This window comes from Paenibacillus sp. ALE2 (assembly GCF_054113385.1).
In genome coordinates this window covers 5286628-5304837 of record NZ_CM134213.1, presented here as the reverse complement: position 1 = coordinate 5304837, position 18210 = coordinate 5286628, and the positions used below count along the sequence as shown (strand labels likewise).

Genomic DNA, 18210 nt, shown 5'->3' with positions numbered 1-18210 from the left:
CATGAAAATTGATCGATTGCTTTCTATCGTCATTTTGCTGCTGAAAAGAAATAGAATACAAGCAAAGGAACTCGCTGATTTGTATGAGGTTTCGATTCGGACGATTTATAGAGATATTGAAGCGATTAGTCTGGCTGGTATCCCAGTAGTAACTTTTCAGGGAGCAGGTGGAGGAATCGGCCTGATGGAAGGATATCGCCTGGATCGTAGTATGTTGACGGATCATGATATCAAGGACATTGTGATGGGCTTGCAGAGTTTGTCCTCGTCGTTGGGCGGTCCCAACGTATCCCGGTTACTTCATAAATTTGAAAGCATTATACCAGAGTCTGAAAAAGAGCAATTTAGTGTCCGTACCACACAGTTTATCGTCGATCATTCGGGATGGGGAAATCAGTCTGTCCAGGAAGCTAAATTAATCAAGATAAAAGAGGCAATGAGTCAAGCCCGTACGGTTGCTTTTACCTATCGAAATGCGGAAGGAGCCCGAACAGAACGGGATGTGGAACCGCATACGCTTGTGCTGAAAGGGCAACAATGGTTTGTGTATGCGTATTGTCCCGACAGGGGGCAATTTCGGTTGTTCAAGCTTTCCCGTATGAATGAGCCTGTGGTTACAGAGACGGCTTTCACTCGCAGGGATCTTTCTAATGAAGTGCTACCGTGGAATGAGGGGCGGATGACGGCATCCAGCGCTGTACAACCATTTACGCTACAATTTAACCGCACCTCAAGACATCTGGCGGAGGATTGGTTTGGTGTGGAAGCATTGAACGAGCAGGAGGAAGGGATTTACACGGTTTCAGTCCCGTTTCCTGAGGATGCGTGGGTGTACGGATTTATTTTAAGCCTCGGACCGGATGTGATTGTCAAAGAACCAGCCCATTTGCGAGATAAGATTTATCAGATGGCGTTGCGTATTGCGTCTAATTATGAAGAAGAACAGAAATTATAAAATAATTATTAGACTAAAGTAAAACGAACCTGACCCATAGTTGTCAGGTTTGTTTCGTTATACTGGTGGCATACCAGATACGAATTGGCGAAAGGGGATTTACGAGAATGGATAAAGCTTGTCAAAGTTGCGGGATGCCACTGGAGCATGAGGGTCAATATGGGACGGATGCACAACATCATAATACAGATGAGTATTGCAAGTATTGTTACAAGGAAGGTGCATTTGTACAGCCTGACTTGACGATGGAGGGAATGATCCAGCAGTGTGTGCCGATCATGGTAGAAGAGGGGATGCAGGCAGAAGAGGCGATTTCGATGCTGCGTAATTATCTACCAAACTTGAAGAGGTGGCGATCTTCAGAGGATGCAGAGCTTCAATTTGATGGCCCCATTCGGGAGGAGTACCGAGGTGAAATCCATTTAATTGGACTAAAAGCACATACAAATAATCAGAAGGAACAAACGTCCCAGGGGATCATTCCAAACATGTGGGAACGTTTTGTAGGTGAGGATGTGGCAGGCCGGATCAGAGGTCCTCATGGACTTGCTTCCGTCTATGGTTGCTATACTGACTATGAAAATGGAGCTTTGGGCGAGTATACATTTTTTATCGGAAAGGAAGCGGCTGAGGATTTCCAAGCTCCTGACGATCTTGAAGAACTTGTAATTCCGGCTGCACGCTACGCTATTTTTCAGGCAACCCATGAACCTTCTTCTGTCTTCCGTGTATGGCAGACAATTTGGGCATGGGCCGCGACGGGACAAGGGGAGCGGACCTACACAGGTGATTTTGAAGTGTATGGCAATCCAGATGAACCTGTTTTGATTTATATTGCAATCAAGTGATGATTTACAGTGATAGAAGAGAACCGTCTAGGCCGTTGTTGAGGCCCGGGCGGTTTTTGTTTGTTCAATCCATATGGATTTACCATCAAGTTGAACGTCGAGTCATCGCCCAAAAAATGAGAGCCAGAGAACTGACACCCGCCCCCAATAGGCAAACTCCGTTCCACCCAGCATAGGTATACATGTGAGTGGAGGTAATGGCTCCAGTGGCGCTACCGATGGAATAAAAGATCATGTAGCCTGCGGTAAGTCGGCTCCGTGCTTCAGGGCGAACGTTGAAAATCAAGCTCTGGTTAGTGACATGTACAGCCTGTACGGCCAAATCCAAAAGAATGACACCAAGAGTTAAAGCGAATAGAGAATGCTCGGTGTAGCGTATAGGTAGCCAGGACAGCAGTAATACAACTAGTGCGATACCTGTCGTTCGTTGTCCCAAGCCTTGATCAGCAAGTCGCCCTGCTTGGGCTGCTGCTAATGCTCCGGCGACTCCAGCCAGGCCGAAGGCCCCAATTGCAGTGTGTGAAAGAGACAATGGGGGAGCACTAAGAGGTAATACAAGCGAAGTCCACAATATGCTGAACGCTGTGAAAATAAGCAGCGCAAGGACAGCACGAATACGCAGAATTCGTTCTTGGACGAACAGTGCGATAACCGAGCGAAGCAACTGCCCATAGGAAAGTGTAGCGCTTGTGGGTTCGTTCTTTGGGAGTACTCGCAATAGAGCCACAGCCATAAACAGCGTAAGTATAGCAGAAATAAGGTAAACTGAACGCCAGCCTGCCAGATCAGTTAATACACCAGCAATGGTTCGTGCGAGTAAAATGCCGATAACGACTCCGCTGGTTACCAGTCCTACGACCTGCCCGCGTTCAGTCGGATGAGCCAAGGTCGAGGCGAATGCCACGAGTGTTTGAGTCACTACAGCCAGCAGCCCAACCATTGCCATGCCCATAAGCAGTATTGTACGGGTAGGGGCAAAGCTAACCAGGATTAATGCCAGCACAGATAGCAGCATCTGTCCTGTAATCAAGCGCCGCCTGTTCAAGAGATCGCCAAGCGGGACGAGTAGCAGCAGTCCTAACGCATAACAAATTTGCGTGACGGTAATAACGATACCGACCGATGAGTGTGTAATGCCAAACTCGTGCGCCAGCGCATCCAGTAATGGCTGTGCATAGTAAATGTTAGCGACAGCCAGCCCGCAGGCGATGGCAAACAAGAGCGCCACAGACCGGGATAGGACCGGAATGGGAGCTATTTCGGCAGTGCTGGCTACCGTTTGATGGGGGAGCAGTATCGCTTTTTCTTCTGACGTCTTCATTTTCACATACCACGTCGCTTTCTGTGATTTACATACCAATCAGTATAATATACTGATCGATATGTAATAATTTTAGGTCAATATAACTCTCGTAAATGAGATTTGTCAAGAGTTTAACCCGTACTTATTTGACAGCCGCTTCTGAAGATCATACAATCTTAATATACTGAACGATACAAAAAGAAGGGGTTAAATATGGTTCGACCACGAGAATTTGATGAAGATCAAGCGTTGGATGCAGCGATGCAAGTTTTTTGGGAAAAGGGATTCGAGGCCACGTCTTTAAGTGATTTGACCTCCCGTATGGGAATACAACGCCCCAGCATATATGCTGCCTTTGGGGATAAAAAGCAATTATTCGAAGCTGCGCTGCGTAAATATACGCAATCTCATGCAGCTTGTGTAAGGGCTAAACTGCAAAATAGTTCATCTGTAAAAGAAGCATTTTACAATTTTTTTGGGGGAGTGGTGGCGGAAGAGTACGAGAAGGAGTCTAACAAGGGATGTTTTTGCATCAATACAATGGTAGAGTTAGCCCCTCATGATGAGAGGTTTGAAATTTTAACCAGAGAACATCAGATGTATCTTTCTGCTGTCTTTCAGGCGACCCTCGAACGTGGTATTCAATCTGGGGAGCTTGAGGTGACTATGGATGCACGAGCTTTGGCACATACTTTAGTCTCTTTGTTAATCGGGATAACTGTGATGATGAAGTCACGCCCAGCGCGTTCTTTTGTGGATCATGCGGTTGCGACCGCACTTATGTTGCTGGATGGAAAATAATTTAGGACAGGAGAACACTTGGATGCCACACATAAAAGCTATTCAAACACCGCTTGGTGAATTGCATGGACGGGATGCGGTCTATTTGGATCAGGTTCATATGAATTATGTAAAAAAAGAGCTGGTTTTGAAGGGAGAGATTAATGGGAGTTTAGCGCCGGAAGCAGTAGACGATTTTGTACCCTATGAGCTCATATTTACAGGAGTCTATTACTTTAATATGATTGAACTGGATGTGGCTCTAGACATGTCTGAGCAGAAGTATGCGCAAGGTAGCAGTTTTGACGAGCTTACAGATACGCCAATATTAGCGACAATAGCTAGTGCACGGGGGAAAAATCTAAGACACTTTCTGTTGAAAACCTATGACGATATATTAGAAATCGCTTGTAGAGACTATAAGATGACTATATAACAAAGCTGGTTTTTAGAAGAGAAGGAGGATCAATGGATACCCAAATTGAACGATTTAACGTGATCATACGTGTGGTGCAAGGGGATATTACCCGTTGTAAGGCGGATATTATCGTCAATGCAGCAAATACAAGCTTGCTGGGTGGCGGTGGTGTAGATGGTGCGATTCATAGAGCTGGTGGTCCGGCTATATTGGAGGATTGTGTCCGTATCAGAAACAAACAAGGGGGATGTCCGGTAGGAGGCGCGGTTTATACGACGGCTGGCAAGCTGGATGCCCAATATGTTGTTCATACGGTCGGCCCAGTCTGGAATGGTGGCGACCATCAGGAAGAAGAACTATTGGCGACATGCTACCGTCATACACTGCAATTGGCTCTAGAATTGAATGCAAGCAGCATTGCTTTTCCCAATATCAGCACAGGCATCTACCGATTCCCAAAAGAAAAGGCGGCCGAGATTGCTATACAGGAAGTGACATGTTTTGTACAGGAACATGCTGGGTTGAATGAGATTATTTTTGTTTGTTTTGATGCGGAAAATGCTCAGTTATATAGCCGTAAGCTACAGTCACCTAAAGATTAATTTTTTAGTATACATACTTAAGCTCCTCATTTACCTTAATCCAACGAATGAGTTGATGTAAGAGTGCTCAACTGGAGGTGTGTTATGCTGGCTAAGCTGGTAAATAAGATCCCGCGGGATTGGCTTGTATTCATGTATAAGCATACGCCGTTTACTCGATTGAAAAATGCTTTGGTGTACCGGGCACAACATAAATTTTTAATTGCTGTGCTGGGCATTTTCACGAATGAGGCCGGGGAAGTGCTGCTATTAAAGCACGTATACCGGAAGCAGCCGTGGGGGATTCCCGGCGGCTGGATGGAGCTAGAGCAGCCGGAAATTGCCCTGCGGCGCGAAGTCCGGGAAGAAACCGGGCTGGAGGTAGAGATCACCTCATTGGCGCAAGCCCAGTTTGGCCAGTTGCCGAACCGTGTGGATCTTATTTTTACAGGCCGGGTGATCCCGGGCACCTTTCGACCAAGCGCTGAAATCTCCGACATTTGTTATTGCCGCGTAGGGGAATGGCCGGAAGGTTTGCCAACACACCAGAAAAAGCTTATTCAGAAGTTGCTGAAGTAAATGTTCACCCCATGCTCATGTTCAGTCCATGTTATGGAAAATCGGGTTTACAGGCGTTTCAGGAATACGCTGATGCGTTCCAGAGCCATTTCCAACTGTTCACGCGATGACGCATACGAGCAGCGGATAAAACCTTCGCCGCCTGGGCCGAATGCAGAACCGGGAACCGTAATAACTCCTTCTTCTTCCAACAGTCGCTTGGCAAACTGTTCTGAGCTTAACCCTGTGTGCACAATGGAAGGAAAAGCATAGAAGGTACCGTTTGGTTCATGACATGGAAGTCCTGTCTGACATAGGCCGGCAACGAACCATTTTCGACGTTGATTATAGGACTCCATCATACGATCTTTCTCCTCTAGCCCGTTGCGCAGGGATTCAATCGCGGCAATTTGCCCGATAATAGGAGCGCACATGGCTGTATACTGATGGATTTTCAGCATGGCTGAAATCAATTCTTTCGGACCGCATACATAGCCTACCCTCCAGCCTGTCATGGCAAATGCTTTGGAAAAGCCGCTGATGAGCAGGGTGCGTTCTTTCATTCCTGGCAGAGAAGCGAAACTTACATGCTGCTGTCCATAGGTCAATTCAGCATAAATTTCGTCCGATATGACAATAAGATTATGCTCCTCAACCAGACGGGCAATGGGTAGCCAATCCTCATAGGTCATCACCCCGCCTGTCGGGTTGTTCGGATAACAGAGAATAAGCACTTTGGATCGTGGAGTCAGCTTGGATTTGAGCGCCTCAGCTGTCAGCTTAAACTGCTGGTCGGCAGACGTTTCAACCGTTACGGTATGTCCTCCGTTCAAAAATGTGATAGGCGAATACGAAATATAACAGGGTGCTGGTATGAGTATTTCATCGTGTGTTGTGATGAGGGCGCGTAGCGCCAAATCCAATGCTTCACTGCTGCCAACAGTGACCATGATTTCATCTGCCGGGTTATAGGATGTACTGAAGCTGCTCTCCAGATATCCGGCAATTTCCTCGCGAAGCTCAGGGAGACCTGCATTGGGTGTGTATGAGGTTTTACCATTTTCCAGTGCTGTGATACAGGCCTTTCTCACATGTTGAGGGGTTATAAAATCCGGTTCACCGACACCAAGCGATACGATATCTTTTCTGCCTGCACTATATTCAAAAAACCGACGGATACCTGAAGGCGGCATTTCCCGTACAGCCGGAGTCAAAAAATCAGTTATAGATACTGCTGTCGATACATTTGTCATGTTGATTCCTCCTTATTGAAAAACAAAAAAACCCGCCCCTGTAAAAGGGACGAGTTTATACCCGTGTTACCACCCTAGTTTCATTCCATAGGAAATGACACTCTGTTCACGTATCCATCAATACGTGTTCCGGTTAACGCTGGAAAGGCGGCAGAGCTTACTTCAGGTTCAGCCCGCTTCTCAGAGATGGCGTTCAGCTACCCTCGGAATGTTGGCTTTCACCTGCCCCAACTCTCTGCAAATCCGCTGTATAGCTTACTCGTTCTCGTCATTGAAATTTGTTGCCGTATCAATTTAGGTGTAATTATAAGCACAACATTTCAGAATAGCAAGTCTTTTTTTATAATTCTGGAAGACAGAAGCATCATCATTGACGACTGGAAGATTACGTATATAGTGGTATCATGGGGAATTCTGCCCCAAAATTTCACTGCGTTAAGACTATATTGGCTAGAGAGGGATGGTGTCCATATGAATGTATTTGAAGGCTTTAACGAAAAGGTTTTGCCTCAAGGATGGAGGTGGATCAACGAACCAACTGTATGGAGCTTCGATGAATCCAAGGCTTTACAAGTCTCTGCACCTTCACAGGCAGATTTTTTTAGAGATCCGTCCGGCGGAGTTATCAAATCGTCCGCTCCTTTTTTGCATACCACCCTACATGGAGATTTTACAATCTGGACGAGGGTTCGTGTCGATATGAAGCAGCCCTATGATTCAGGATGCTTGATGGTGATGGCGGATGATACTCATTGGGCTAAGGTATGCTTTGAATACTTTGAGAATACCCCCTCGATCCTTAGTGTGGTCACACGGGATACATCCGATGATTGTATATCGGGGGCGATGGATGCTTCTAATCCATATTTGCGAGTAACACGAGCTGGAAATTGCTTTGCCTTTCATTATTCCTCGGATGGTCAACATTGGAAACTGGCCAGATATTTTGGCATGAATGTTCCCAGCCAGCTAAAAGTTGGGGTTGTCGCACAGTCTCCGGTAGGGGAGGGGTGTAATGTTACCTTTGATACTTTGACGATAACAGATCATGTGTTCGAGGATATACGAAACGTGGAATAAATAAAAGCCCTCTTTCTAAATGTGAAAGCGCTATAAGAGAGAACTGAAGAGACGTAAATACGCCGTTATTAGGCAGGAGGTAGATGGAAGTTTGCTGTTAAGAAGGAAGGGTTACAAGCTGCCCGGTTTGTTGGGGGTGATGCTTGTAGCTACGTTGGGCTGTTTCGGACTCATTATGTATCTACAGTCCACAAGCGGGACGAGAATATATCAATTTCTGTACTGGGATATATTCCTGGCATGGGTTCCGGTGTTTATTTCATTGTTCATGGTGGCGTTATACAGATTGCGAAATGCAAAAGTAAGAAATATTCTTTTATTTTTCGCCGCATGGGTATGGTTGTTTTTTCTGCCGAATGCTCTTTATTTAGTGACCGAACTACTACATGCATTCCGTTTGTACGATGTGAATCCTGGTACGCGTTTTTGGTTGAATACTCAATTTTGGCTAATCTTATTTACGTCCTTTTCGGCCGCTGGAATTGGTCTTTTTCTTACATCCCTTTGTGTATTGATGATCCATCGTATGTTGAGGAAGATTTGTTCAGGTTGGCTTGCATGGGCTGTAGTTTTTGTGATGTTATGGCTGGCCAGCATAGGTGTGTATATAGGCAGATTTGCCCGCTGGAATAGCTGGGATGTGTTGCTGCAACCGCTGGTGCTTTTTGCGGATCTTTGGAGATGGGCAGTACATGCAGGGGAGAAGCTTCATTTGCTGTCCTTTAGCTGGCTGGTGTTTGGGATGGCAATCATCTTTTATCTATTTATTTATATCTCTTTAAGTGAAGATTAGGATTTAGGCCGAGGACATGTATTCAATGAATACAGACTTCGGCCTTTTATCTGTGGCGAATTAGGAGTTGGAGTTATCTTCTTCGTGTACATCGTAAAGCACGCGCACAAGCAAATCTTGGCCGAAATTTCCGAATCTTTTACCAAAAATAGTGAGTCCTCCTTTGTTTTGCGATTGATCAGATACGGATAAACGCAGTGTAATATCGCTTTTGTAATCAAGTCCAATATCGTCTATGGTGACTTCTGATATACGGCACCCGTCAATGAAGCTTCCATGCTGGTTGATGCGAATTAACTTCAGCATGCCGTATTGATTCAAGTGTGGGGGCCACCAATCAGGATTGAGGACCCCGGGAACAGCTCCAAAATCGCCTGGGCTCGTCCAGTGACCGATAGCAATATCATTTATATGAAAACAAATATCAGACGGATAGTCCTCACAATAACACGGTGCTTCTGATCCCAGCTCTGCGGAAAATTGAATTTCGGTAAAGGATTGATTCGCTTTTAAGTAGTTAGGAATGCGGTATTCCAGAAAGCCCTCTGCCATCCAGATCATTTCAGAGTCCAGTCGCGCGGGATCTGCAAAATAGCGTGGATCATCAAAATCGCCGATAATGCTGTCTTTGGTCACTAATCCACAAGTAGGAACCGCCTGGTAGTTACTATAATGACCGATACGAATTTCTACCTCATACACATTTTTTTGTTCTCTGCTGCGCAGATCTACCATTAGCTTTTCCTTATTTAAATAGCACATTTTTCGGGTCCCGTGTTTACCGCTTACCGTATTGATTTCCACAAGCCCGCATTCTTCCAGTTTGCGAATATGCATCGTAATGGTGCCGTTGCTCAAATTTAGCTTGCTCGCAATATCATTCATACTTTGTCCTTGAACAGCAAGTAACTCAAGAATTTGAATGCGAATTTCCGAGCCCAGTGCTTTGAAAATATCTAACCCCGACATTAAGTCCTTAATATAAATCATAGCTATAGCCCATCCTTATCTATAAAAAATGTAATGTAAGCGCTTATATTTTTACTTTGATTTATGTTAAAATAAAATCAAAAAGAAGTAAACTGCTTTTCTGTAAATTTTTTTTACTAAAAGAAGAAGAGAGGAAATGGTGTTCTAAAATAAAGCCTTTTTTATAAAATACATCGTATTTAAGTTTTTTAATTAGTATTAATTGCAAAAATATACTTAAAAATGATTTGATTTTGCTTTTTAAGTTACTCCAATCTATGTTTTATAATTATTTAAAAAGATTGAAAAATGCATTGACGAACCGTAGAATGGCGTGCTATATTTTATTTGTAAACGAATTCATTATTGATAAAGGTAAATGTTAATTATATGGTACATGAGAGGGATGATAATCACAGCGGCAATCAACAACGGGTTGTGTACCGCACAGTTAAAGATTAGGCCGAGTGGTATGAAGTTATTTTAACACTTAATGTATGCGGTTTCATTTTAATTTTAGGAGGGGTCGCGTTGACAAAGAAAAAAGGTTTTGCACTAACAATGGTTGTTCTGTTGTTGATGGTTGCTGCACTGGCAGGCTGTAGTGGAGGAAGTTCCAGTAGCGATGGAAGCAAGGAATTGACTTTCATGTTCCGTGGAGGAACGGATGAGCAGAAGGCTTATAAGGATGTTATCAAGAAATTTGAAGAAGAACATCCTGGTGTAAAGGTTAAAATGGTCGTGACGGCAGCAGACCAATATGCTACAAAGCTTAGAGCTGCAATTACAGGTAACAATCTTCCAGATATCTTCTATTATGCCCCTGGAGATTTGAAAGCTTATGTTAACAGTGGGGTGTTGAAGGATCTGACACCTTATATTGAGAAGAGCAAGGATATAAATCTGGATAACATCTGGAAATACGGTGTGGATTTGTATCGCTATGACGGTAAAATGGCCGGTCAAGGAAATATTTACGGTATGCCGAAGGACTTGGGTCCATTCGCTTTGGGTTATAACAAAACCATGTTTGAAAAAGCAGGTGTTCCATTGCCTGACAAAGACAAACCTTATACATGGGATGAGTTCATTAAGGTTAACCAAGAGCTGACCAAAGATACTAACGGTGACGGCAAACCAGATCAATACGGAACAGGCTTTAACGTTCAGTGGGCATTGCAAGCCTTTGTATGGAGTAATGGCGCTGATTGGCTGGATGAGAGCAAAACTAAAGTAACGATTGATGATCCAAAATTTGCGGAAGCGCTTCAGTTCTTTGCTGATATGCAAAACAAATATAAAATTACACCTGGCATTGAACAATCACAAACATTGGACACATATCAACGCTGGATGAAAGGCGAAATGGCGTTCTTCCCAGTAGGGCCTTGGGATATGAGTACATTTGAAAAACTGCCATTCGAATATGATTTGTTGCCTTTCCCAACTGGATCGACTGGCAAACCGGCAACATGGATTGGTTCTCTGGGTATCGGTGTTTCCTCTAAAACAAAATATCCGGATGAAGCTGTAGAATTGGTTAACTATCTGACCACTTCCAAAGAAGGCATGAAGCAGCTCGTAGATGCTAAGGTACAGATTCCGAATCTGCTGGATATGGCTGATGAATGGGCCAAAGATACAAAAACCAAGCCTAACAACAAACAGGAATTTATTGATATCGTAAATGACTATGGACGTTCATTACCAGGTAACTATACGTATAACGCAGAATGGTACGATATTTTCTTCACAGATATCCAACCTGTGCTGGATGGCAAAATTACGGCAGCAGATTATGTGAAGCAAGAACAACCGAAGATGCAGAAACTGCTGGATAAAGCGGTGGAGCAAGAGAAAAAATCACAGAAATAATGCGTAAATAGAGGAAAAAGGATGATGTTAGTGGCTGAATATCATGCTGCTAACATCATCTTCATTCCAAATCAGAAACAGAGGTGAGCCCTGTGATAACCAAATCTAATCTCTACCGCAAAGAGAAGATATATGGATACTTATTTATTCTTCCACCTATTCTCGGTCTGCTAATCTTTACGTTGTTCCCGTTTGTCTATTCGTTATACGGCTCTTTTACAGACTGGGACGGATTAGGACAAATGAACTTTATTGGGTTGGATAATTTTAAGGATTTATTTAGCGACGAACTCTTTTACAAATCGATGTACAATACTCTTTTCTTAATGTTGGGTATTCCAATCGGTCTTGTACTAGCTTTACTGCTGGCACTGGGACTGAATCGCAAGATTCCAGGTACGACAACATTTCGTGTGATCTATTATATTCCGGTCATTTCTTCGTTGGCTGCCGTTTCTATTATGTGGAACTGGGCCTACAACGGAGATTATGGTTTGGTGAACCAATTCCTTGAATTGTTCGGTATTAAAGGACCTAACTGGCTGATGGATAAGGATACAGTCAAACCGGCCCTGATTCTCATGACTGTATGGAAAGGTCTCGGATATACAATGTTGCTGTATCTGGCCGCACTGCAAAGTGTATCTCGCTCTTATTATGAAGCAGCAGAGCTGGACGGAGCTAGCGGATTCCAAATGTTCCGCAATATTACATGGCCAATGGTAAAACCAGTAACCTTCTTCCTGGTCGTTACCAACATTATTGGTGGTTCGCAAATCTTTACTGAAATGAACATTATGACACCTACAGGGGGTCCAGAATATTCATCCGCCTCAATTGTCTTCTATATTTGGGATAAGGCATTCAAAAACCTGCAAATGGGATATGCCTCCGCGATGGCTATGATTCTCGGCATCTTCATTTTTATCGTAACTTTGATTCAATTTAAAATGAATGAAAAATCATCCTTTGATGGGGATTGATTTTCGCGGAAAGGAGTGAGGCTGATTATGTCCCATAGTCAAAAAACGAAAGTTACCAATATCATTATCTTTATTGTACTGGCGATTGGAGCGATTGCGATGATCGCACCGTTGCTTTGGATGTTGTCCACTTCGGTAAAAGAAAAGCAGGATGTCTTTGCACTCCCACCAGTATGGATACCAGAGGTGTTTCAGTTTGGTAAGTACAAGGAAATTTGGGAAGCAGGTCCTCTATTAAGCGGGATCAAGAACAGCGTGATTGTGGCTGTAAGTGTCACGGTTGTGGGTACCTTCACATCTAGTGTAGCTGCTTTTGCATTCGCAAAGCTGAGATTCCCTCATAAAAATAAACTGTTTTTGGCACTCATCGCATCCATGATGATTCCTTACCCAACAGTTATGATTCCACAGTTTATGATGTTCTCCAAACTTGGCTGGATAGATACGCTGTTGCCTCTGATCGTTCCCGGCTTGTTCGGTAATGTAGTCATGATCTTTTTCTTGCGGCAATATTTGCTCAGTATACCAGATGCTATTATCGAAGCTGCTAAAATTGACGGAAGCTCTTACTTCCGACTTTATTCGTCGATTACGTTCCCGCTCATTAAGCCGGCAGTGGCGGCACAGCTTATTTTATGGTTTATGGGAATTTGGAACGATTACTTGGCACCGATTATTTACTTGAACTCACCAGAAACGCAGACATTGCAGCTGGTTATCGCGAATTTTAATGCGACTTACGCCATTCAGACGGACTATCCGCTTATTATGGCAGCTTCCATAATAGCCTTGTTACCTGTGTTGATTATATTCCTAATCTTCCAGAAACAAATTATTGAGTCGGTTGCCATTTCTGGTGTCAAGGGTTAATTGAAACTTGCACTTGGACAATTCGGATGAATGATGTAACGCAGTCACCCTATGTACTGAGTAAAGGAAGGAGGAGAATTACAGTTATGGTTATGCTGCTAATGCTGGGTCTATCCGGCTGTGGGGATAACACTCCGGACCCTGTATATCCGCAGGCTCCGCCTCCTGATCACTTGTATGATCAAAGTACGATAGACGATGAACAGCGCTGGACTATTAACAATGCTCATGACCCAGCGATTATCAAAACTGATCAGGGATATTATGTCTATTCGACGGATGTAAAGACAGGTGGAGAATTGAGGCCGGGTGTTATGGTGCGCAAATCGACCGACCTGATTCACTGGAGCTGGGTTCAATATGCTTTACCCGGCATTCCAAAGGAAGCGGGGGCATGGTCATCAGCAACGAATCTGTGGGCCCCGGACATTATAAAGATGGGTGATACCTATCGAATGTATTATTCTGCTTCCACATTTGGCAGCACACGATCAGCTATTGGGTTGCAGACATCCAACTCCCCGGAAGGTCCTTGGAAGGATGAGGGGCTGGTTATTAAAACGGATGAGCATGACAAGCTGAATGCAATTGATGCTAATCCAGTATTGGATGCCGATGGAAATCCATGGATGGTATACGGATCCTTTTTCGGCGGGATTTATGTCACACCGCTTGATCCGCAGACTGGAAAGCTCAAGGAATCTGGCTATGGTAAAAATATCGCTGCCAGAGATCGGGCAACCGAGGACGGAGCTGTGGAAGGACCGTACATTGTGTACAATCCTGTGTTCCGTAAATACTACTTGTTCGTCTCGTATGATTCTTTATTCGAGGACTACAATGTTCGCGTAGCCCGCTCGGATTCTATCACAGGTCCGTACGTGGATATAAATGGACATGATATGGCGGATACCAGTTATTTGCCTCAATATGAGATTGGGAACAAGGTGCTGGGTGGTTATCGTTTCAGCGAAGGAGAAGGCTGGGTTGCGCCAGGTCATAATTCCGTGCTGAAGGACGGAGACGATTACTACATTGTTCATCATGCACGGGGAGAAACGGATAAGAGCTGGCCTTACTTGCATGTGCGCAAAATATTATGGACGGCTGATGGTTGGCCTGTCGTATCGCCGGAGCGGTATGCGGGCGAAAAGGAGCAGGATATACCCAAAAGGTTATTATCCGGCAACTGGGAGCGCATCGTGATAAGGCAAGAAGTAGACGGTCAGGTGGAAGCTGAACCGCTTCGTCTGGAAGCTGGAGGGCGGGCAACCAGTGGTTCTCTGGAAGGTCACTGGAGTTTTGATGGTAGACGTACGCTAACAATGAATTGGAGCAATGCGTCCGAAGGGTCAAAGGAAGAATTGCTTTTGCTTCCTTCATGGGACTGGGAGCTTGGTCGTCCTACTTTAATTTTTACGGGTATGAATGAAAAGGGAATTTCTATTTGGGGAAAACGTATCAGCGATTAATCATATGAACTACATATTACACATAGAGGAGAGAAAAACCATGAATCAACCTGTATCTTTTAATAATCCGGTCATTGAGCAACGTGCAGACCCTTGGGTTTACAAGCATAGTGATGGGTATTATTATTTTACTGGATCTGTGCCAGAGTATGACCGCATTGAGGTTCGGCGGGCACGTACTATTCAAGGCTTGAATACAGCAGAACCAGTGGCAGTGTGGCATAAATATGAAACGGGTCCGTTAAGCGCGAACATTTGGGCACCGGAAATTCATTATATTAACGACAAATGGTACATTTATTTTGCAGCAGCTCGTACTACAGAAACGAAGGAAGGTCTGTTCGACCATCGGATGTTTGTGCTGGAAAATGCTTCAGCTAATCCGCTGGAAGGTGAATGGGTGGAAAAGGGACAGATCAAAACTCGCTGGGAGACGTTTGCTCTCGATGCGACAACCTTCCAGCATAATGGCGTTCTATATTATGTATGGGCTCAGAAAGATCCGGACATCGTAGGTAATTCCAATTTGTATATATCAGAAATGAGCAATCCGTGGACGCTGCGTGGTGAGCAGGTCATGATCTCAACACCAGAATATGACTGGGAAGTTATCGGTTTTAAGGTAAATGAAGGAGCAGCCGTTCTGAAACGGAACGGAAGGATTTTTATCAGCTATTCAGCTAGTGCTACAGATCACAATTATTGCATGGGCCTGCTAACGGCAGACGAGAATGCCAACTTACTTGACCCGAAATCGTGGGCAAAGTCTCCTGCGCCAGTATTCTGCACGAATGAGGAGACAGGTCAATTCGGACCTGGTCACAACAGCTTTACTGTTGCTGAGGATGGTAGTGACGTTATCGTATATCACGCTCGTAATTACAAGGAAATTACAGGTGACCCGCTGTATGATCCGAATCGTCATACACGTGTTCAGCGTTTGAACTGGAATGAGGATGGAACACCTGACTTTGGTATCCCGGTACCAGATGGCGTTTCTGTTGGTTAATCCAGTCGAAATATATGCTAGATGATTGACGTTTCACACAGCGACACTATAATTTTATAAACAACGTAGGAAAATAATTTTGCTGCGTATAACAATGGTAATAAGATACCTTCGACCTTAGGGTTGGAAGGTATCTTTTTGCTTTTGGGAGACGGAGGGAAGTTACGGGTACTTTAAATCATGGGATGCGATACACAGAACATGTCAAGCGAATAATTGATACAAATGTTTAATATTTTCCACGAGATGGAAGCTACAAATGTATGGTAAAGTGTAGGGTATACAAGATATTTTCAAAAGTCTCCTGTGCATACCGAATCGAATCACACGAGGTGAGAAAAATGTTACAATCGTTAAAAGCCATTGCTAATTACAGGAAAGAAAGTGATCTGGCCTGGGATACACCGACCTGGCTAAAGCTGCTTGTTTCGGCTGAGGAGCGTATTGTAAATTTGGAGCGCATTCGATCCATAGGTGAGTTAAAGGATGCTAATCCTGTACTGGATTATGTGGAGCGCACATTGCTTATTTTGGACGGACTTCCATTGTCATTCTGGGTTAAAGAGCTACTGGAGGATGTATTGGTATGGTCTGAGACCGCCAAAGGAGGCACAGTCCGCGAACGGCTACGCTGGCAGCATGAGGGCATTAATTTATTTGTACATAATATTGGCTCCTCTCAGCTGTATGTCAGACAGGCTCAAGCAGAGTCCCCTGCATACCCGCGTAACAGCATGACCCGGATTCTGATTGAGACGCATGGATTGATCGGACAGTATATACGGGGAGAAATACCTTTTGCGGAAAATCGACTGCTGCTTGAAATTACTCGTAAGGGCTGGCTGAGCTCGGAGGAATTGGAGCTTGTGTTACGAGCACTGAACGAATGCATTATCGCCGGTGTAGATCCTGCATTATGGGAGCAAGTACGCGGTGAAGTGGAGCAACTCATCGGCTGGATTGCCTGGGATAACGCCCCTGTAGTCTGGAGTGTAAAGGAGCGACTGGAGAGATTGCGGTCGGTTTCGATTCATGAAGGTGAGCCGTTTGAGCAGGCTTACGCCGAGCTGGAGCGGGAGCTGAATGTAGAGAAGGCGCTGGCTCAGCTGGAGAATCGGACACTTTGGTATGTAGAATCAGCTTTGCAGGATTTTTCACTTCAAGAATTGGTTAAGGTATTTTTACTCACGTTGAGGGATGGCACAGGGCAGGAACAGCCTGCAACGGTACGGCATATTAGTTTTGAATCACTTATGAATACGATGTATTATGACTATCGTGGTGTTAAGAAAATTAACGTATACAAAAAAAGAATGATAGAAAAATATTTAAGCGCATTGTCCTGGCAGGACATCACAAAAGGGAAACGGGAGCATAATCCTCATTTGAGCGTAGTCGTAGAGCATAAAGAGGAGCTGCCAAGTACCGTATTTTTTAATTTTGTATTTTCATCAGCTGCTGAAAAATTGATCGACTTTTGTATTGAGGCAGAAAAGACGCCTCTGTATGACAAAGCAGTACTGCTGCTGTTTGATCTGTTCGGATTACGGCGCGATGCCTATGATCGCTTTCACAATGAGGAAACATACCTTACAGATATGAACCAGACCGCCGATTTCAAAAGGGTCATTCTAGATTACGTGACTGGAACCCGTATACTGGATATCGGACCTGGCGGGGGCGTACTGCTGGACCTGATCGAGCAAGAAAGACCGGACTCGAAGCCGTTGGGTCTTGACATTTCTGTGAATGTGATTGAGGCCCTTAAACGTAAAAAGCAATTGGAGCACCGTCGTTGGGATGTCATCAAAGGGGATGCGCTTCAATTAGAAGAGTATGTGGAAACGGAGAGCATGGATACGGTTATTTTCTCTTCGATTCTTCATGAGCTGTATTCCTACATTGAACGAGATGGAAAAAGGTTCAATTCACAAACAGTGGAGGCTGCTTTGCATAGCGCCTACCGTGTACTTGCACCCGGCGGGCGCATTATCATTCGTGACGGTATTATGACCGAACCAGTAGAGCAGCGCAGACGCATTCGATTTTTGGAGCCGGACGGAATGGAATGGCTGCTGCGGTATGCGCAGGATTTTGCGGGTCGCCCCATTGAAATAGAGCGCATAGGTGAGCATGAGGCTGTTTTGCCGGTAAATGATGCAATGGAATTTCTGTATACCTATACATGGGGGGCGGAAGCCTATGTGCATGAGGTACAGGAGCAGTTTGGTTATTTTACTCCGTCACAGTATGAAGAGTGTATTCGTAACACACTTGGACCACAAGCGATTATCCGGTTGAGCCGCCACTATTTGCAGGAGGGCTATGCCGAAGCGCTGTCCAGTCGTGTTGAGTTCATGGATGAGCAAGGTCAGCCGGTTCCTTTGCCAGACAGTACCTGTCTGATCGTAATTGAGAAGCCAAATAACAGGGATGAAGCAACTAAATGATTTATAATTTAAA

The 18210-nt window shown here is 44.5% G+C and carries 17 protein-coding genes and 1 other annotated feature; of the genes, 14 read left to right on the top strand and 3 right to left on the bottom strand.

The window, feature by feature from the left end; translation table 11 throughout:
* The first annotated feature begins 1 nt into the window (after position 1).
* Both ACXHJ1_RS22765 and ACXHJ1_RS22760 read left to right on the top strand, forming a co-directional pair.
* Entirely contained in the window at positions 2–955 is a 954-nt protein-coding gene (locus ACXHJ1_RS22765) for a helix-turn-helix transcriptional regulator (protein ID WP_457906197.1), read from the top strand.
* Positions 956–1062: 107 nt separating this feature from the next.
* The gene (locus tag ACXHJ1_RS22760; RefSeq protein ID WP_457905263.1) at positions 1063–1803 is read left to right on the top strand and encodes a zinc ribbon domain-containing protein; all 741 of its coding nucleotides are present in this window, start codon (positions 1063–1065) and stop codon (positions 1801–1803) included.
* 85 nt (positions 1804–1888) lie between these two features.
* Here the strand turns inward: ACXHJ1_RS22760 and ACXHJ1_RS22755 are convergent, their stop codons facing one another.
* The gene (locus ACXHJ1_RS22755) at positions 1889–3124 is read right to left on the bottom strand and encodes an MFS transporter (protein WP_457905262.1); all 1236 of its coding nucleotides are present in this window, start codon (positions 3122–3124) and stop codon (positions 1889–1891) included.
* Positions 3125–3319: 195 nt separating this feature from the next.
* Here ACXHJ1_RS22755 and ACXHJ1_RS22750 point away from each other — a divergent pair, with 195 nt between their 5' ends.
* The 4 genes from ACXHJ1_RS22750 (at position 3320) to ACXHJ1_RS22735 (ending at position 5464) form a co-directional block, all read left to right on the top strand.
* Complete coding sequence (locus ACXHJ1_RS22750; protein ID WP_017425814.1) at positions 3320–3907, top strand: TetR/AcrR family transcriptional regulator; 588 nt, start codon at positions 3320–3322, stop codon at positions 3905–3907.
* Positions 3908–3929: 22 nt separating this feature from the next.
* Positions 3930–4322 carry a hypothetical protein gene (locus ACXHJ1_RS22745; RefSeq protein WP_016819160.1) on the top strand — a complete coding sequence of 131 codons (393 nt, stop codon included), beginning with the start codon at positions 3930–3932 and terminating at the stop codon, positions 4320–4322.
* Between the two features lie 32 nt (positions 4323–4354).
* On the top strand, positions 4355–4906 hold the full coding sequence (locus tag ACXHJ1_RS22740; RefSeq protein ID WP_019686933.1) for an O-acetyl-ADP-ribose deacetylase: 552 nt from the start codon (positions 4355–4357) through the stop codon (positions 4904–4906).
* An 84-nt stretch (positions 4907–4990) separates the two neighbouring features.
* Positions 4991–5464 (top strand): NUDIX hydrolase, encoded by a 474-nt coding sequence (locus tag ACXHJ1_RS22735; RefSeq protein WP_016819162.1) that lies wholly within the window; start codon positions 4991–4993, stop codon positions 5462–5464.
* A 47-nt stretch (positions 5465–5511) separates the two neighbouring features.
* On the opposite strand, the gene ACXHJ1_RS22730 is transcribed toward ACXHJ1_RS22735, so the two are convergent.
* Complete coding sequence (locus ACXHJ1_RS22730; protein WP_016819163.1) at positions 5512–6696, bottom strand: aminotransferase class I/II-fold pyridoxal phosphate-dependent enzyme; 1185 nt, start codon at positions 6694–6696, stop codon at positions 5512–5514.
* 42 nt (positions 6697–6738) lie between these two features.
* Positions 6739–6977: a binding site (T-box leader), on the bottom strand.
* A gap of 190 nt (positions 6978–7167) precedes the next feature.
* Here ACXHJ1_RS22730 and ACXHJ1_RS22725 point away from each other — a divergent pair.
* The gene (locus tag ACXHJ1_RS22725) at positions 7168–7776 is read left to right on the top strand and encodes a DUF1349 domain-containing protein (protein WP_016819164.1); all 609 of its coding nucleotides are present in this window, start codon (positions 7168–7170) and stop codon (positions 7774–7776) included.
* Between the two features lie 91 nt (positions 7777–7867).
* Positions 7868–8569, top strand: coding sequence for a DUF1361 domain-containing protein (locus ACXHJ1_RS22720; RefSeq protein WP_457905261.1), 702 nt, complete (start codon positions 7868–7870; stop codon positions 8567–8569).
* Positions 8570–8629: 60 nt separating this feature from the next.
* Here ACXHJ1_RS22720 and ACXHJ1_RS22715 read toward each other — a convergent pair whose 3' ends face one another.
* The gene (locus ACXHJ1_RS22715) at positions 8630–9559 is read right to left on the bottom strand and encodes an ArsR/SmtB family transcription factor (RefSeq protein WP_019686934.1); all 930 of its coding nucleotides are present in this window, start codon (positions 9557–9559) and stop codon (positions 8630–8632) included.
* A 510-nt stretch (positions 9560–10069) separates the two neighbouring features.
* Between ACXHJ1_RS22715 and ACXHJ1_RS22710 the strand changes: the two genes are divergently transcribed.
* From ACXHJ1_RS22710 to ACXHJ1_RS22685, 6 genes are all read left to right on the top strand, one after another.
* Entirely contained in the window at positions 10070–11413 is a 1344-nt protein-coding gene (locus ACXHJ1_RS22710) for an ABC transporter substrate-binding protein (protein WP_457905260.1), read from the top strand.
* Between the two features lie 92 nt (positions 11414–11505).
* Positions 11506–12396, top strand: coding sequence for a carbohydrate ABC transporter permease (locus ACXHJ1_RS22705; RefSeq protein WP_016819168.1), 891 nt, complete (start codon positions 11506–11508; stop codon positions 12394–12396).
* A 27-nt stretch (positions 12397–12423) separates the two neighbouring features.
* Positions 12424–13266 (top strand): carbohydrate ABC transporter permease, encoded by an 843-nt coding sequence (locus tag ACXHJ1_RS22700; RefSeq protein WP_430191421.1) that lies wholly within the window; start codon positions 12424–12426, stop codon positions 13264–13266.
* Between the two features lie 86 nt (positions 13267–13352).
* A complete protein-coding gene (locus ACXHJ1_RS22695; protein WP_457905259.1) occupies positions 13353–14738 on the top strand; it encodes a family 43 glycosylhydrolase in 1386 nt (461 codons plus the stop codon).
* 40 nt (positions 14739–14778) lie between these two features.
* Positions 14779–15747, top strand: coding sequence for a glycoside hydrolase family 43 protein (locus ACXHJ1_RS22690; protein ID WP_457905258.1), 969 nt, complete (start codon positions 14779–14781; stop codon positions 15745–15747).
* A gap of 341 nt (positions 15748–16088) precedes the next feature.
* A complete protein-coding gene (locus ACXHJ1_RS22685) occupies positions 16089–18197 on the top strand; it encodes a class I SAM-dependent methyltransferase (RefSeq protein ID WP_457905257.1) in 2109 nt (702 codons plus the stop codon).
* The last annotated feature ends 13 nt before the right edge of the window (positions 18198–18210 follow it).

Coding starts and splice junctions, on each gene's coding strand:
- ACXHJ1_RS22765 (WP_457906197.1), top strand. CDS start 2: ATGAAAATTGATCGATTGCTTTCTATCGTCATTTTGCTGCTGAAAAGA.
- ACXHJ1_RS22760 (WP_457905263.1), top strand. CDS start 1,063: ATGGATAAAGCTTGTCAAAGTTGCGGGATGCCACTGGAGCATGAGGGT.
- ACXHJ1_RS22755 (WP_457905262.1), bottom strand. CDS start 3,124: ATGAAGACGTCAGAAGAAAAAGCGATACTGCTCCCCCATCAAACGGTA.
- ACXHJ1_RS22750 (WP_017425814.1), top strand. CDS start 3,320: ATGGTTCGACCACGAGAATTTGATGAAGATCAAGCGTTGGATGCAGCG.
- ACXHJ1_RS22745 (WP_016819160.1), top strand. CDS start 3,930: ATGCCACACATAAAAGCTATTCAAACACCGCTTGGTGAATTGCATGGA.
- ACXHJ1_RS22740 (WP_019686933.1), top strand. CDS start 4,355: ATGGATACCCAAATTGAACGATTTAACGTGATCATACGTGTGGTGCAA.
- ACXHJ1_RS22735 (WP_016819162.1), top strand. CDS start 4,991: ATGCTGGCTAAGCTGGTAAATAAGATCCCGCGGGATTGGCTTGTATTC.
- ACXHJ1_RS22730 (WP_016819163.1), bottom strand. CDS start 6,696: ATGACAAATGTATCGACAGCAGTATCTATAACTGATTTTTTGACTCCG.
- ACXHJ1_RS22725 (WP_016819164.1), top strand. CDS start 7,168: ATGAATGTATTTGAAGGCTTTAACGAAAAGGTTTTGCCTCAAGGATGG.
- ACXHJ1_RS22715 (WP_019686934.1), bottom strand. CDS start 9,559: ATGATTTATATTAAGGACTTAATGTCGGGGTTAGATATTTTCAAAGCA.
- ACXHJ1_RS22700 (WP_430191421.1), top strand. CDS start 12,424: ATGTCCCATAGTCAAAAAACGAAAGTTACCAATATCATTATCTTTATT.
- ACXHJ1_RS22695 (WP_457905259.1), top strand. CDS start 13,353: ATGGTTATGCTGCTAATGCTGGGTCTATCCGGCTGTGGGGATAACACT.
- ACXHJ1_RS22690 (WP_457905258.1), top strand. CDS start 14,779: ATGAATCAACCTGTATCTTTTAATAATCCGGTCATTGAGCAACGTGCA.
- ACXHJ1_RS22685 (WP_457905257.1), top strand. CDS start 16,089: ATGTTACAATCGTTAAAAGCCATTGCTAATTACAGGAAAGAAAGTGAT.